At 60.4% G+C, this 14,515-nt stretch carries 12 protein-coding genes; 4 read left to right on the top strand and 8 right to left on the bottom strand.

The window, feature by feature from the left end; all coding sequences use genetic code 11:
- The first annotated feature begins 99 nt into the window (after positions 1–99).
- On the top strand, positions 100–1,329 hold the full coding sequence (locus ACNKU3_RS10385; protein ID WP_418259388.1) for a hypothetical protein: 1,230 nt from the start codon (positions 100–102) through the stop codon (positions 1,327–1,329).
- A gap of 3 nt (positions 1,330–1,332) precedes the next feature.
- Here the strand turns inward: ACNKU3_RS10385 and ACNKU3_RS10390 are convergent, their stop codons facing one another.
- The 4 genes from ACNKU3_RS10390 to ACNKU3_RS10405 form a co-directional block, all read right to left on the bottom strand.
- A complete protein-coding gene (locus ACNKU3_RS10390) occupies positions 1,333–2,439 on the bottom strand; it encodes a L,D-transpeptidase family protein (protein WP_418259389.1) in 1,107 nt (368 codons plus the stop codon).
- Between the two features lie 84 nt (positions 2,440–2,523).
- Positions 2,524–3,204, bottom strand: a complete 681-nt coding sequence (locus ACNKU3_RS10395; RefSeq protein ID WP_418259390.1) for a Fe2+-dependent dioxygenase — start codon at positions 3,202–3,204, stop codon at positions 2,524–2,526.
- Between the two features lie 97 nt (positions 3,205–3,301).
- Positions 3,302–5,512, bottom strand: coding sequence for a TonB-dependent receptor (locus tag ACNKU3_RS10400; RefSeq protein ID WP_418259391.1), 2,211 nt, complete (start codon positions 5,510–5,512; stop codon positions 3,302–3,304).
- Positions 5,513–5,740: 228 nt separating this feature from the next.
- Positions 5,741–6,223, bottom strand: a complete 483-nt coding sequence (locus ACNKU3_RS10405; protein ID WP_418259392.1) for a transporter associated domain-containing protein — start codon at positions 6,221–6,223, stop codon at positions 5,741–5,743.
- 104 nt (positions 6,224–6,327) lie between these two features.
- Here ACNKU3_RS10405 and ACNKU3_RS10410 point away from each other — a divergent pair, with 104 nt between their 5' ends.
- Positions 6,328–6,873 carry a YaeQ family protein gene (locus ACNKU3_RS10410; RefSeq protein WP_418259393.1) on the top strand — a complete coding sequence of 182 codons (546 nt, stop codon included), beginning with the start codon at positions 6,328–6,330 and terminating at the stop codon, positions 6,871–6,873.
- A 37-nt stretch (positions 6,874–6,910) separates the two neighbouring features.
- Here ACNKU3_RS10410 and ACNKU3_RS10415 read toward each other — a convergent pair whose 3' ends face one another.
- From ACNKU3_RS10415 to ACNKU3_RS10430, 4 genes are all read right to left on the bottom strand, one after another.
- Positions 6,911–8,050 (bottom strand): helix-turn-helix transcriptional regulator, encoded by a 1,140-nt coding sequence (locus ACNKU3_RS10415; RefSeq protein ID WP_418259394.1) that lies wholly within the window; start codon positions 8,048–8,050, stop codon positions 6,911–6,913.
- Positions 8,051–8,354: 304 nt separating this feature from the next.
- Complete coding sequence (locus tag ACNKU3_RS10420) at positions 8,355–9,419, bottom strand: hypothetical protein (RefSeq protein WP_418259395.1); 1,065 nt, start codon at positions 9,417–9,419, stop codon at positions 8,355–8,357.
- Between the two features lie 177 nt (positions 9,420–9,596).
- Entirely contained in the window at positions 9,597–11,006 is a 1,410-nt protein-coding gene (locus ACNKU3_RS10425) for an O-antigen ligase family protein (RefSeq protein ID WP_418259396.1), read from the bottom strand.
- 103 nt (positions 11,007–11,109) lie between these two features.
- A complete protein-coding gene (locus tag ACNKU3_RS10430; RefSeq protein ID WP_418259397.1) occupies positions 11,110–11,442 on the bottom strand; it encodes a hypothetical protein in 333 nt (110 codons plus the stop codon).
- A gap of 344 nt (positions 11,443–11,786) precedes the next feature.
- Between ACNKU3_RS10430 and ACNKU3_RS10435 the strand changes: the two genes are divergently transcribed.
- Both ACNKU3_RS10435 and ACNKU3_RS10440 read left to right on the top strand, forming a co-directional pair.
- Complete coding sequence (locus ACNKU3_RS10435; RefSeq protein WP_418259398.1) at positions 11,787–13,256, top strand: undecaprenyl-phosphate glucose phosphotransferase; 1,470 nt, start codon at positions 11,787–11,789, stop codon at positions 13,254–13,256.
- A 16-nt stretch (positions 13,257–13,272) separates the two neighbouring features.
- Complete coding sequence (locus ACNKU3_RS10440; protein WP_418259399.1) at positions 13,273–14,484, top strand: hypothetical protein; 1,212 nt, start codon at positions 13,273–13,275, stop codon at positions 14,482–14,484.
- Positions 14,485–14,515: the final 31 nt, after the last annotated feature.

The following is a 14,515-nucleotide window of genomic DNA, read 5'->3' on the forward strand; positions in this document are numbered from 1 at the left end:
ATTACCGCAGCGTACCCGGGGAACCCTCCCCGCCCCATTTGCTCGAAGTAACTGCTTTTGTCACTATCGACTGACCTGAACATACGCCTGACAGACCCTATGCGCCTGCCCTTTACTGCATTTGCTATCGTTTGCGCCCTGCTGCTGGCGCCACTGGCCCGCGCCGCCACCTACGACATCCAGTACGAGGTGGAGGTCGACCCGGAGCGGGGTGTGGCGCTGGTGGACATACAGCTTGCGGGAAAACAGCTGCCGTCCAGGCTGCGCCTGCATATCGATCCGGAGCGCCACCGCGCCTTCGACAGCAGGGACCCGTTTACCGTGAAAAGCGGCGAAGTGACCTGGCGCCCGGAGGGAAAACGCGCCCACCTGCGCTACGAGTTCGTGGTCGACGGCAAGCGCAGTAACGGGCGCTACGACTCGATGATGACCCCGGACTGGGCCATCCTGCGCAGCGACAAACTGGTCCCCCCGATCAGCGTGACCGCGAAAAAGGGACTCACCTCCCGGGCCAGGCTGGATTTTGACCTGCCGGATGGCTGGAGCGCCGCCGCCCCGTATGAAAGTGATGTGAAAGGCACCAACCGGTTCCACCTCACCGACCCCGGACGCAGCCTGGTCCGGCCCAAGGGCTGGCTGATTCTCGGCGACTTCACCAGCCGCCAGGACATGATCGACGGCAGCGAGGTACGCATTGCCGCGCCCAGCGGCCAGGACGCCCGCCTGCAGGATACGCTCGCCTTCGTCAGCTGGACCCTGCCGGCACTGCAACAGGTATTCCCCGATTTTCCCCAGCGCCTGCTCATCGTCATGGCGCGCGACCCGATGTGGCGCGGCGGGCTCTCCGGCACCCGTTCCCTGTTCATGCACGCCGACCGTCCGCTGATCAGCGGCAACCGTACCAGCAGCATGATTCATGAACTGGTCCACGTCGGCACCGGCATTCACGGCGACGCCGAAAGCGACTGGATTGTCGAGGGCATCGCCGAGTATTACGCGGCAGAGATCCTGCGCCGCACCGGGGGTATCAGCGACACCCGCTACCGGCAAACCCTGGCGGACCTGGAGGCCTGGGGGAAAAAGGCGCCGAGCCTGCTGGTGAAGCGCTCCTCGGGGCCGACGACAGCTCGCGCCGTGGGGGTCATGACCGAGCTGGACGCGGCGATTCGCCGGGCCAGCAAGGGCCGGGCCAGCCTCGATAATGTCGCCACCGCGCTGGCCAGCCAGCGAGGTGAAATCACCCTGGCGAAATTTACCGAACTCGTTGATGCCGCCGCCGGCAGGGAACTCGGGCTACTGGAGCGCTCGCGGCTTGGCAGCCCGCCCTGACGCTCACTCTGCCGGCACGCCCTCTGCGATCTCGACCTCATAGGTTTGCGGCGACCAGTCCGGCGTGCTGGTGACCCGGGGCGCGTGGCGCACCAGGGCCGCAAGGTCCGCCCCGCCAGCGAGGACGGGCATGGGTAATCCCGCCTCGGCAACAGTCACCGCCGTCACCCGCCCCGGATCGAGCCGTGCAGCGTGCCCGGCATTGCCCTGAGCCAGGGCTTCCTCCGCCAGTTGGATACTGCGATCCGCCGAGCGCCCGTCCTCCGCGAGGGGAACGTGTGCCTCGAGGTACAACATCCCCTTGCGCCATCCCAGCAGGTAGGGCTCGTTGAGGATACGCACCGGCGTGCCGAGCGGTACTTCAGGGAACAGCCTGGCGATATCCTCGGGATAGAGCCGGACGCAACCATGGCTGACGCGCATGCCGACTCCCCAGGGTTTGTTGGTACCGTGAATCAGGTAACTGGGCAGGCTGAGGCGCATCGCGAATTCCCCCAGCGGGTTATCCGGCCCCGGGGGTACGACGGCGGGCAGCGGGTCGCCGAGTTCCGCGTGCTCGCGGCGCACTGAAGCGGGCACAGTCCAGGAGGGGTTTGCAGTTTTCTGGGTGATAGTGAATTCCCCCAGCGGTGTTTCCCAACCCTCGCGACCGATGCCAATGGGATAGGTCACCACCTCGGCAGGCTTGCCCTCCTCCGGCACGGGATAGTAGTACAGGCGCATGGCGGGCAGGTTGAGGACTACACCCTCGCGCGGACCGGGGGGCAGGACAAACACCGTGGGCAACAGGATTTCCGTGCCTTCCCGGGGGAGCCAGGGATCGACGCCGGGGTTGGCGGCAACGATTTCATCAAAGCCGAGATTGTAGCGACGGGCAATATCCGCCAGCGTGTCTTCGTTATTGGCGATCGCGACCTGCAGGGTGCCGATCACATCGACACCTTCCTCGGGCAGCGGAAAGCGCACACTCGCCTGTGGCGCCGCCTTCGAGCCCGGGTGCGGGAAGGATTCCAGCAGGCCCGCACAACCGGACAGCAGGAGGGCTGGAACAAACAGGATAACAACGAGATAGCGATACATACTGCAGGGGAAAATTTGCCGGAGACTCATGGGTCAAGCATGCGGTGCCGGCCCCCGCTTGTAAAGCCATTGACGCCGCCGCGGACCTGCCACTGCCGGTGCCGCGGGCCAATATCAGGTTTCCGCCCAGCGCCGCAGCAGGTTGTGATAGATCCCGGTCAGCGAGACCACTTCAGGTGTGTCGCCCTGTGCCTGGCGCAGGCGAATGATGTTCATGTCGAGGTCAAACAGCAGGGTGCGCTGGCCGTCGTCGCGCACCAGGCTCTGCAGCCAGAAAAAGGATGCCACCCGCGCCCCACTGGTCACGGGAGTGACCCGATGCAGGCTGGTCGACGGGTAGAGAATCATATGGCCCGCCGGCAGCTTGACCCGGTGGACGCCGTAGGTATCGTCGATGACCAGTTCCCCGCCTTCGTATTCCTCCGGCCCGGAAAAAAACAGGGTAGCGGAGAGATCGGTGCGAATACGCTGACCGGTCACACGGGACTCGCGGATCGCGTTGTCCACGTGATTGCCGAAGGTCTGGTTGACGCTGTAGCGGTTGAACAGCGGCGGGAAAATTTCCGCCGGCAGCGCGGCGGAATTGAACAGCAGGTTCTGGCGCAGGGCGCCGAGAATGATATCGCCAAGTTGCCGGGCCGCTGGTGAATCCTCCGCCAGCTGTTCATTGCGTTTGACCTGTCCGGACTGGAAACCCGCGGTTACCGCGCCATCGATCCAGGCGGCACTGTCCAGTACCTGGCGGCACTGGGCGACAACTTCCGGGGACAGGACATCGGGTAGCTGGATCAGCATGGTGAAACTTCGCTCCGGCTGGTAAAAAAACGCATTATGCGTTCCCGGCGCGGAATCACAAGGCGGTGATCCCGCGGCGGAAACCCGGGGGAAACAGCTACATGCTGTAGGTCAGGGTCAGAACCGTGGAACGGCCGGGACCGATTTCCGCGTAGTGCGCCGCAAACGGCCGGGTAAAATAGGCCTCGTCGGTCAGGTTCTGCACGTTCAGCTGCAGCCCCAGCGACCCGCTGACCTGCCAGGTGGCCATCATGTCGTAGGTGGTGTAATCCGGTACCCAGACGGTGTTTGCCGTGTTGCCATAGCGCTTGTCGACATAGGTGGCACCCGCCCCCAGGACCACCGTGTCGCCAAGCGCATACGTCGTCCACAGGTCGAAGCTGTTTTCCGGGGTGTTGGGGAAGACATTGCCGGAGTAGCCGAATTCACCGTCATCGGTCAGCTCACTGTCGAGGTAGGTATAGCCTGCCGTCACCGCCCAGTTGCGGGTGATCTGGCCATTGATGCCAAAATCGAAACCACTGACCTCCTGCTCGCCCACGGTGTCCTGGGGCGCTCCGCGGCCCGCTTCGGTGGCGACGCGCGCGTTGTCCTTGACGGTCTGGAAGATCGACGATTGCAGCGCAAGGCGGCCATTGAACAGCAGCCACTTGGTGCCAATCTCATAGGTCCGGGTTTCCTCCGGCTCGAGATTCGCGGTACTGCTGCTCAGGCTGTCGGTGCCGTCTGCCGCATTGCCCGAGGGGCGGGAGGATGTGCCGGTGGAGATATAGATGCTGCCGTCGGGGCTCGGCTTGTAGACCAGGCCCAACTGGTAGTTCCAGAAGTCGCTGTCGTTTTCGTTGCTCTCGTAGACACCCCGGCTGAGGCCTTCCTGGGTAGTCCGGTAGTCGTCATAGCGCAGGCCGGCGTTAACCTGCCACTGCTCGCTCAGGGTCACGGTGTCGAAGAAATATGCCGACCAGGTGTCGGTTTCCGCGATCGTGGGAATCTCCGTCGGAGTGATCGTGCCAACCCAGGGGTCGTTCGGATTGGGATTATCCAGGGTCGTGCACTCGTAGCCGGATACCGCGCCGGCATTGCCCGGGTAACTGCAACTGGCGGGGTCGGTGACGCCGTCGCGGCCGCCGAAACTGGAGGACACGTCGTAGCCGGTGCGGACCAGTTCCTCCTTGCTGAATTCCACCCCGGTGGCGAAGCTGTGTTCCAGGCCCGCCAGGGTGAAGGCACCGCGCAGGTTGGTCAGGTTGGCGGTTGTCTCGGTCTCGGCATCACGGCTCTTGGTACCGCGCCATACATAGCCATTGGCAACGTTGCCGTGGCTGTCATCCGGGTTGGTCACCACGTAGTCGTTGGAGGTCTTGCCGTAGCGCGTGGTGTTGGTGATGCTCAGGTCGGGACCGAAGCGGTGGCGCAATTCCAGCGTGGCGATATCCGCCCCGGTTTTCTCGAAATCGCGATCCAGCAGGCCGTAGAAATTGTCCCGGTCGACGCTGGCGGGTGCCGACCCGTCGTAGGGAATGCTGTAGTCCGGCACGTCGTCGGTGCGGTAATAATAGTAGTCGAGGTGAACCTGGGTATCGCCATCGAGGCCAAAGGCCAGCGAGGGAGCCACACCGGTGTGCTCGTAGCTGACCGAGTCGCGGCCAGGCACGTCACCTTCGTGGTAGAGCAGGTTGAGCCGGCCGGCGATACCGTCGCTGAACTGGTAATTGCCGTCGACTGCGACGCGCCCATAGTCGTCGGTGCCCGCGCCCAGGCGCATGGACAGCGAGTCTTCCAGCTGCGGGCGCTTGGTCGCCAGGTTGACGCTGCCGCCGGCGGAACCGCGGCCGCTGTAGGCCGAGGCCGGCCCCATCATGACTTCCACCTGCTCCAGGGCAAAGACATCCCGGCTCTGGGAACCCGGATCGCGTACGCCGTCGATAAAGACGTCTGCGCCGGCGTCGAAACCGCGAATTTTCAGGTTATCGCCCGCCGGCGTACCGCCCTCCCCGGCATTGAAGGTAATACCGGGCACGGATTTCAGGGCATCGACCAGGGAGGTCGCGCCGCGCTGCTCGATCAACTCGGATGAAATGATGGTAATGCTCTTCGGCGTATCCAGGATCGGCGCCGTCAGTTTTTCCCCGATCCCGCGGGATTCCATCTTCTGGCCGACGACAGTCATGGTTTCCAGCGGGCTCGGGCTCGCCTCTTCGGCCTGGGCCAGTGCACCGGAACACAGTGCCAGACTGATCGCGCTCGCCAGCAGGTTGCAGGATGGAAAGTCAGCCACGCCGGGCTGGGTAGTCTTCTTGATGGACACGCTCGTTACCCCCTTGGTATTTTTCAAAGATGCGTATTGTAACGATTATGATACGCAAACATCAATGAGAATCGTTATTATTTAAGAAGTGACCCACAGGGGCCCGACAGGCAATTGCCGGGAAGCGGGGAAGGAATCCGGATCAGTTCAGTAAAGGTGCCGGCGCACGCGGTTGGGCGGGCTGGCCATACCGCGTGCCAGGTACCGGTAGACTGCGGGCCCCGCTGGCTATTCCTGGCTTAATTTCAGGCCGACGGAAGTGATTCGCCCCTCCCGGATCTCCAAAACCACAAACTGGACACTGCCCAGGGTGACCCGGTCCCCAACGACGGGCTTGCCGTGGAACCGGGCATGCAGGAAGTCGCCTATCGCGTAATCGGAATGGCGCTGCGGCAGGGGGAAGGCATAAAACTGCGCCAGGTCTTCCAGTGTCGAGGCCGGATCGACACTGAACTCCCCGAGGAAATAAGGCGCCGCCGCCTTACTTTCACTGAGCGCTGGTGGGGCAAACAACGGCCCAATCTGGTGCGTCGAATCCTCGCCCAGGAGGATCACCTGGTCACCGGGCCGAATATTCAGCGCCAGGGGAGGCGAAAAGGCAGCAGGGAGATGACCACGGCGATTGGCCTGGCGAGAAAAATCAGGACCAGCGCCACAGCGACTGCCGGCAGGATGATCGGCAGCGGCTTGCTCGTGCTGGAACTGCGGCATGGCCCAGGTCGCCGCCACACTGCCAGTTTCGGTATCAGCCGGCAGGCAACCTGCCGGGCGAATTCGCTATACTGCGCACCCCCGTTTGCAACCCGGTCCGCACCATGGCCCTGAAATCCACGATCTACAAGGTAATGCTCAACGTCGCCGATACCAACCGGCAGGTCTATGGCGACTACGCCCTGACCATTGCCCGCCACCCCTCGGAAACTGACCGCCGCATGATGCTGCGCATACTCGCCTTCGCCCTGCACGCGGATGCAGCGCTGGCGTTTGGACGCGGGATCAGCACCGATGACGAGCCGGACCTGTGGTTGAAGGACGACACCGGGCAGGTGCGCCTCTGGGTGGAGTTGGGCAACCCCGACCCGGACCGGCTGCGCAAGGCCTGCGCCAAAGCAGACGACGTCGTGCTCTACGCCTACGGTGATCGCGCAACACCGGTGTGGTGGCGCAAACACGAGGACTACCTGTCCCGCTTCGACAACCTGCAGATATATACGGTTGCGGATGCCGAAGCCGCCGACCTGGAAAAACTCGCCGGACAGAACCTCGGCCTGCAATGCACCGTGACGGACAATACGGTCTGGGTGAGCAACGACGCCGGCAACGTGACGGTCAGCCTGCACACACTGAAACGCGAGGCCTGATCAACCCGCCTCGCGGCAGCGCAACTCCCCGGGGGCTTCAGGACCCCCGCCGCTGCAATCCCAGCGGCGAGCGCAGCAACAGGCTCACCAGCTCGTTCTGCCGGCCGGTATTGGTCTTGGCAAACACCCGCTTGAGGAGATTGCGCGACGTGGACACTGAATGTCCCAGGCTCGCCGCGCAGTTTTCCAGGGAATTACCCAGCATCACCAGGTGGGCGACCCTGGATTCGGCCGCGGTCAGGTCGTAGAGCGCGCGCATCCGTTCCAGCTGGGCTTCACTGGCATGCTCGTGATCCTGCAGGATGACGATCGCGGCCGGGTAAATGCCGCCGCAATAGGCACTGGAGGTCAGCGGGCTGACCATGACACTGTACGGCCGCTTGCCGGAGGGCCGGGTGACCAGCATATCGCCCCCTTCCAGCGGGACCGCGGGATCGCGGGTGGACTCGACCGCATTGCGCAGCAACTGGCGCAGGCGCTTGTTCTCCGAACTGATGTGCGCACTCAGGTGCGAGGTATGCAGCCCGAGACCATCGTTGTCAAAGGTCATGCTTTCCGCCTGCGGGTTCAGGTACATCACCTCCTGCTCGCTGCTGAACACCACCACTCCGTAGGGCAGCATGTCAAACATTTCCCATGCGGGCATGTAGCCCAGGGGAATGTCCCGGGTATGCCGCTTGAGCCGGAAGCTGCGCTGCAGGTGGGGCATTACCCGGCGGAACAGGAGTTTGTCCGCTTCGGCGTAGGCTCCCTGTGATGACTCGCGCATAAAGGATGCCGTCAGGGAGAAGCAGTCGTCGTGCTCGATGTAGAGGCAGGTCGCCTGCTCCATACCCTGGGGTTTGAGAAAGCGGCTATACAGCTTTTCCGTATGCAGGCGCTTGCCCGGTAAAAGGTCCTGGGTGTAGCTGATACTGCCGGTGCGCGGTGGCGGTGTCATGTGGCGGCACACCTCGCGATGGAACTCCGCGTCCCGCTCCAGTTCGTTCATCTGGTTAACCGGTATCCCGAAGCTGGAAACAAACCCGCCCTGGGTTGCGTTCTCATCTCGCTGAAACAGTCCTCCGGCAGCACTGTGAGTCAGCTCGGACATCTTCTCCAGGAAGCGGTCCAGCTGGGACTGGTCCAGAGTCGATTCATAAAGTGTGTCGATCAGGTTTACATACTGTCGATTCATTGTGCGGCTCCCCTGCAACGCGACGTCAGTCAATCGAAGAGACTTCGATCAAGTGGGTTTCGGCAAAGTCAAAAATGGTCTTCAAGGGGTGTGGCACTTCTAAAATGTGCTCTGGTTCACACTCTAGACTATTCGCTGTAAAAAAACTTCTAAATTCTATTGTTTTACAAAATTCTTCATGTTTAGGGAACTAAAAGGAAAGCGCGGCGTCGCGCCTTCCGAACCCCACAGAATCATGCAAGAATCTGGCTCAGAAATATGCCGTGACAGCGAAGATCACCCGAACGGGTGAAGGATTGATCCCCTAGATTGGCAGGGAACCCGGCCCGCTCAGGACCAGCTTGACCAGGTCCGACTGGCGATTGGTATTGGTCTTCTGAAACACGCGCTTCAACTGCGAACGCAGGGTCTCCCGGCTCATGCAATTGGTTTCCGCCAGCTCCTTGATAGTCTTGCCGGAGGCGAGATTGGTGGCCAGCATGGCCTCGCTCTCGGTGAGGTTATACAGCTCCTCCAGCACATAGCGTCGCGCGGTCCGGCGTCGCTCGACATCAAAGAGCAACAGCATTACGCAGCTCTGGCGCGCCAGCAGTGTCATTGACTCGAGATTGCCCACGTAACTGCTGACGCTGACTGCGAGAGGGGGTTTGTTCTGCGCGCCACGGGATACCGAAAGGTAACCGTCATTGATCACGCCTTTCATATGGGCGGTGCGGATACAGTGCTCGATCAGTTGATCCAGCTTGTCATTCTGCTCTGTGGCAGCGACCACCAGGCGGCCATCCTCGCAGTTGATCCCGCCGGGTTCGCGAAACAGGCGCCGGGCCCAGGCATTGCTGAAAACGACCCGGCCGGACTGGTCGAGCAGGACAACGCCTGTCGACAGCTGGTCAAAGCGCTCCTGCATAACATCGTGCAATACAGAGCGTTCCTGGAGCTGGCGGTTGATCTCGATGGCCTGGCGGACATGCGGCAGGAGCGATTCGAGCAATCCCCTGTCCTCGTCAGAAAACCGCGGCGATCCCGGTGCCCGGCAGAAAGCCAGGTAGCCAAACCCGGACTTTTTCAGGAGAAAGCTGCCATACAAACCGCCCTGGAAATCAAAAACGTCCCGGGCGCCGTTAAGCTGTGACAGGGCAAATGCATTACCGGGGATTTCCCCGTGGCGGTAGAACCTGCCCGGATCCTGGTCGAGCACCAGGTTCATCCAGGATGGGGAAAGTAGCGATTCCGCGCGCAAGTCACCCGGGGAACTCACCTGATAGTGAATACCGCCGGATTGCCGGTCACCAAGGGCAAACACCGCGTACCGTGCATCTATCTGGCTTGCGACCGCGGCCAGCACCTGCTGGAGACTGCCCACATCCATGGCAGCATCGTAAATCCTGCTAATAAGTTGGCCAATTTCTGTCTTGGTATCTCTGGACACGACCCGCCTTTCCTGAAACATGAGCCCGGCCCCTTCCCCTGTTCGGGAAACGGCATTTGATCCAATCAGACTATGCTTCACTCATGCAGTGGTCATGAACCATTTGGGATATGGGGATCAGGACACGCCCTCGCGAAACCGTGCGGATACGCTGATAACACCCAGCGCCATGATCACGACGAACAACGCGGCATTAGCGGGGATTTGCAGGTTAAAATCCGCCAGCGAGTGGACCAGTAATGCCAGCAGGCCCATGACACTTGCGAAGGCTGTACCGAGCATCAGTGGATCCTTGCGCTGGAACATTGCCTGCACGCCACAGAACAGGCACCAGGCCACCGCTGCGCCGAGCAGGGCGAAGCCGACCAGCCCCCACTCGCTCGCGAATTCGACAAAGTCGTTGTGGGTGTGGTCGTAATTCTGGCTGACCTCTCCCCTGGCATAGGACGGATAGGTACTGTAGTAGGTCCCGGCCCCTGTCCCGGCCAGGGGGTAGTCCGCGATTATTTGCAGGGATTCACGCACAACCTCATCGCGATGCTCCGTGGTTGTCGACGTTGTTTGCAGTCGTTGCACGACCTCCTCCACACCGAAAAAATTACCCACGATAAGAAGATCGATCACCAGCAAACTGGAAAAGAATAGGATGCTGCCGCGCGTCAATCGCTTTTGTGCGACCAGGTACAGCAAACCTGTCAGCGCAAGCGCGGTAAAAAATGCCGTATTGCCCATTCTTGAATGGGTAAGAACCAGCGCGATCACCATGACTGCCAGCGACAGCCGCAGGAATCCCTTGCGACCCAGCATGGAATTCAGGAACCGCCGCACCGCCTCCCTCAGGGAGGGAGTGCGATCACGGGCGAGGTCACTGAGCAACAGGCCGATGCCGACAGCCAGGCAGAGCTCGAGATAGCCCGCAAGGTGATTCCGATTGACGAAAGTACCGGTTGCCACCCCACGATAGGACTCCTTCTCTACCAGGAAACCGTACTCCAGTCCCGACAGTGTCATCAGCGAGCCATAGGCCGCCTGCATAACGCCGCTGATCACCAGCACACCCGCCAACTGCCGCAACCGCCGCCGAGAGGTTACCAGCAGCAGTGTCAGGGAAAACACCACGATCAGGGCAAGGGTTTCGAAAACCATCTCGCGAGTCGCGCTGACGTTCAGGGACAGGCTGCTCTGGGCACCTGTCAGCGACTGGACCTGGGCAGCGTTGGGCGACATCAGGGAAACCAGCACTGGCGGCAGTGCCGCAGCCTGCAGGATGATCCAGCACAGCCCGAGACACAGCAGTAAGAGAACCGGGGCGGCGCGTGCGAATGTTTCTCCTGGAGTGACGCGGCCGCGCGCGTAGAGCGCCAACCAGCCCATCGCGAGACCCATGGCTGCCAATTCGAAAATCGCCACGGCCCACCAGCGATTACTGCCCAGCGGCAGGGGCATCCAGAGCAGGAGCGCAAGATAGAGATAAAATAACAATCCATCGGGATTGCGACGGGAAAAAGAGTTCAGACGATTTGCCATGGCAAGCCGGCCCTGTGCGTTCTGGAAGCGGGGAAACGGGAAAATAGCGCAGGCGAAAAGCCACGACCTGGTGGGAGGTCGTGGCTTGAGCGATTGTTAAAAATCAGTGAGGGCTGGGACAGACTTTAGTCACCACAGCACGATACAGTGGATAGCCAAAGACCGGGTGTTTCTTGAACTCCACGTAGCGCTTGACGCTACGACAGCCCTTGCCATGGTCACTCCAGGCGCCACTCCAGCCACCGTGCCCCATGCTGCCTCCAGCATAGCTGCCGCTGTAGTCCTGCCACTTGCCACCGCGGTAGTTGGTGGTTGGCAGACTGGCTGGATGCCGATCCGACTCGAACAATGACTGATCCTTCAGGATCACCTCTGCACTGGCCTGCCCAAAGGGCAGAGCTAGTAGCGCTGCAATTGCAAGATAGCGTTTCTTCATCAGGTTGCCTCCCTGTTTCGATGAGAACGGGTGTTGCGAGACCTATACTGGAACATACCGCCAGTGATCGCCATTCGAGCGCGATCCAATCCGAACCCATTTGGGTTTATGCCAATCAATTCTCACCAAAAAGCGGATTTTTTTATTTTTCTGCACCGAATTCCCCGATTTTTCCTGCGTACTCGACCTCGCCATCCGGCGCACCCATTCGGGTCTGCCAGTGAATATTCTGGCGCTGAATCCGTTCACGTGTCCCACATGGTACACGCCCGCACCTGTGAAAAAGCAACAATGCCTTGAGGCGGGATTGAACTCGCTATTCGGATATTCGACGGAACGAAATTATGGGCATCGGCACTATCAATCTCTCGGCAGTCGCGAGAGGGCAATCTACTCTCAGCACCGCTGGCCGGATTCCCGTCAAACAACTGTTCCGCCCCCACGATACCCTCATCATGGGCGGACAGTTGTTCGTATCGATTTTTGTCTCGGTCACCACATTGCTGGCCCTGACATGGTGGCGCAACGAGGCAATCACAGCGCCCTATATCCAGCTTGCTGCATTCACCGCCATCGCCATGTGGATCACCTATCGCCTGATGGGCGTATTCAGCCACACCGGCGGAGAATTGCACGGCATCGCACAATTAACGAAAGCCTGGGCGATTACCACGGCGGCAACACTTGCTCTGGGCTTTGTCACCAAGTCCACGAACGATTTTTCCCGGCTGGCAATGGGCGGCTGGTTTCTCCTGGCCTATTCACTGCAAGTACTTTGCTACCTGGGATCGCTGTTTCTGGTTCGCCGCTACCAGTTGCACTACGGCGCCCCTGTGCGTACTGCTATCGTCGGCTCCCACTGGCTCGCCAGGCACCTGGTGGAAAGTTTTGAAGAGAACCCCTGGCTTCCCGACAGGATCATTGGCGTGATCGATAACAGCACCAAGGGGCGCAACGAATGGGATCACTCGCTTGCGCCCTGGCTTGGCAGCACCAACGAACTGGAAAAACTGGTTCTGCAACACGGCATCCGGCGGGTTTACATAGCACTGCCTTTGTCCTGCTCGGACATGATCGAGACGATCTACGCGAAACTGGTCGACAAGAACCTGGATATCATCTGGGCTCCCGACATCTTTGCACTGAAGCTCCTCAATCACGGGGTCAAGGAAGTAGCGGGAGTACCGCTACTCAGCCTGTCGGAGTCCCCGATGGCCCGCGAGAGCCAGGTACTGGTGAAATCGCTGATGGATATCAGCGTGGCCAGCATCGCCCTGCTGTTGCTCAGCCCACTGATGATCGGCGTAGCCGCAGCCGTCAAGTTGACCTCCCCGGGCCCCGTGTTCTTTCGCCAACAGCGTCATGGCTGGGATGGACGCATCATAGAAGTGCTCAAGTTCCGCAGTATGCATGTGCATAGCGAGGATACCGGCAACCTGACCCAGGCGTGTCGCGGAGATTCACGCGTAACGCCAGTCGGCCGGTTTATACGCCGCACATCCATCGACGAGTTGCCTCAGTTATTCAACGTCCTGGGGGGATCCATGTCACTGGTGGGCCCGCGGCCGCACGCGCTCCAGCACAACGAATACTACGCCTCGCTGATCCAGTCCTACATGGTGCGACACCGTATCAAACCAGGCATTACCGGACTTGCCCAGGTCAACGGATGTCGCGGTGAAACCGAACAGGTAGAAAAGATGATGCGGCGCGTCGAGTACGACATCGACTACATCAATCGCTGGTCGGTATGGCTCGACATCAAGGTACTGGTGAAAACACCCTTCACGCTCTTTTCCAAGGACATCTACTGAGGGACATGCAGACGCCATGACCTTGCTGTATCAAGGAAGCGCAGCTCCGCAAAGGGGCCTGTGGACCACCAAGCCCGGCTTGATGGGAGCTATTCTGTTTGGCCTTTTATACCTGAAGCTGATCATTTCATTCGATGTCGAACTCGGGATGCTTGGGCCCCTGAATTATGTCCTCGACATCCTGATCATGCCGCTTATCGCCCTGGTTCTTTTCTGCTACCACGGCCGTTTGAGCGACAGTGCGCGCCTGAGTGTCGCCGCCCTTCTCGGCTTCACCCTCTATCTCGTAATCCAGGGTGGCCTGTACGGCCAACCCGGAGCAACGACCATCTATTACACCCGGTTTGTTTTACCGCTCCTGTTGTACTACAGCCTGCTGCTTTGTTCGGTAAACCATCGCGCGCGCACTAACTGGCTGACTGAAAACCTCGTGCTGCTGGTATTTCTCCTCGGCCTGGTCGGCCTCTGGTTCATGCCGGAAACCAGCAACCACGACGAGGCAAAGCTACCCACCTATTTCGGCAACCTGCATAAATCCGCGTACATATTTTCCGTCGCACTGATCGTCGGCAGCATCTGCCTCCGAAACTTGTCGGGCAGTCGACGACTGGCACTGGCGGCAATGATGGTGTTCGCGATTTACATGTTGATCGACGGATGGTCGATCAGAACCCCCCTCGTACTGATCGCCGTGTACGCGGGCGTATTGGTGATGTCGCGCTTCGGGGCTACCGGGAAATCCGTACTTTACCTGCTGGTCCCGGTCCTGGTGATCGCACTGGCGGCATTGTCGGCAGACAGCATCAACTGGAATCGCGTGTCCTCGGGAAGACTGAACATGTGGCAGATAAAACTGCAGATGCTGTCCGGAGCGGAACTTCACCAGTTCATCTTTGGCCGTGGTTTTGGCAGCGACCATATCCGCGTGGACAACTGGATGGGCGAGAAGGACTCCCACAACAACTTCCTGCAAACCATTACCGAACTCGGCCTGGTGGGACTGATTTTCCTCGTTGCGAACATAACGCTGCTTTACAGGACACAGCCCAATCTCTACGGCAGGGCGCTGGTCCTGGGTTATACCGCCACGGGGCTGTTCAGCAACGGAATTATCTATCGCCTGCTTCCAGGATACATGTTCGCTATCGCACTCGCCTATATCACCCTGGCCGCAAGCGAGCAACGGCGAAAGATCCCGATGCGCAATGGAGGATTCCAGGGTGTATAAACGAAGGCCCATCCGCTTCGCCCATGGCAAG

The organism is Haliea sp. E17, assembly GCF_048323675.1.
Taxonomy (GTDB): Bacteria; Pseudomonadota; Gammaproteobacteria; order Pseudomonadales; family Halieaceae; genus Mangrovimicrobium.

What these genes read in the sequence shown, in the direction of transcription:
- ACNKU3_RS10395 (WP_418259390.1), bottom strand. Translation starts at nt 3,204, where the DNA reads ATGCTGATCCAGCTACCCGATGTCCTGTCCCCGGAAGTTGTCGCCCAG.
- ACNKU3_RS10410 (WP_418259393.1), top strand. Translation starts at nt 6,328, where the DNA reads ATGGCCCTGAAATCCACGATCTACAAGGTAATGCTCAACGTCGCCGAT.
- ACNKU3_RS10405 (WP_418259392.1), bottom strand. Translation starts at nt 6,223, where the DNA reads ATGCCGCAGTTCCAGCACGAGCAAGCCGCTGCCGATCATCCTGCCGGC.
- ACNKU3_RS10435 (WP_418259398.1), top strand. Translation starts at nt 11,787, where the DNA reads ATGGGCATCGGCACTATCAATCTCTCGGCAGTCGCGAGAGGGCAATCT.
- ACNKU3_RS10440 (WP_418259399.1), top strand. Translation starts at nt 13,273, where the DNA reads ATGACCTTGCTGTATCAAGGAAGCGCAGCTCCGCAAAGGGGCCTGTGG.
- ACNKU3_RS10385 (WP_418259388.1), top strand. Translation starts at nt 100, where the DNA reads ATGCGCCTGCCCTTTACTGCATTTGCTATCGTTTGCGCCCTGCTGCTG.
- ACNKU3_RS10420 (WP_418259395.1), bottom strand. Translation starts at nt 9,419, where the DNA reads ATGGATGTGGGCAGTCTCCAGCAGGTGCTGGCCGCGGTCGCAAGCCAG.
- ACNKU3_RS10390 (WP_418259389.1), bottom strand. Translation starts at nt 2,439, where the DNA reads ATGAGTCTCCGGCAAATTTTCCCCTGCAGTATGTATCGCTATCTCGTT.
- ACNKU3_RS10430 (WP_418259397.1), bottom strand. Translation starts at nt 11,442, where the DNA reads ATGAAGAAACGCTATCTTGCAATTGCAGCGCTACTAGCTCTGCCCTTT.
- ACNKU3_RS10415 (WP_418259394.1), bottom strand. Translation starts at nt 8,050, where the DNA reads ATGAATCGACAGTATGTAAACCTGATCGACACACTTTATGAATCGACT.
- ACNKU3_RS10425 (WP_418259396.1), bottom strand. Translation starts at nt 11,006, where the DNA reads ATGGCAAATCGTCTGAACTCTTTTTCCCGTCGCAATCCCGATGGATTG.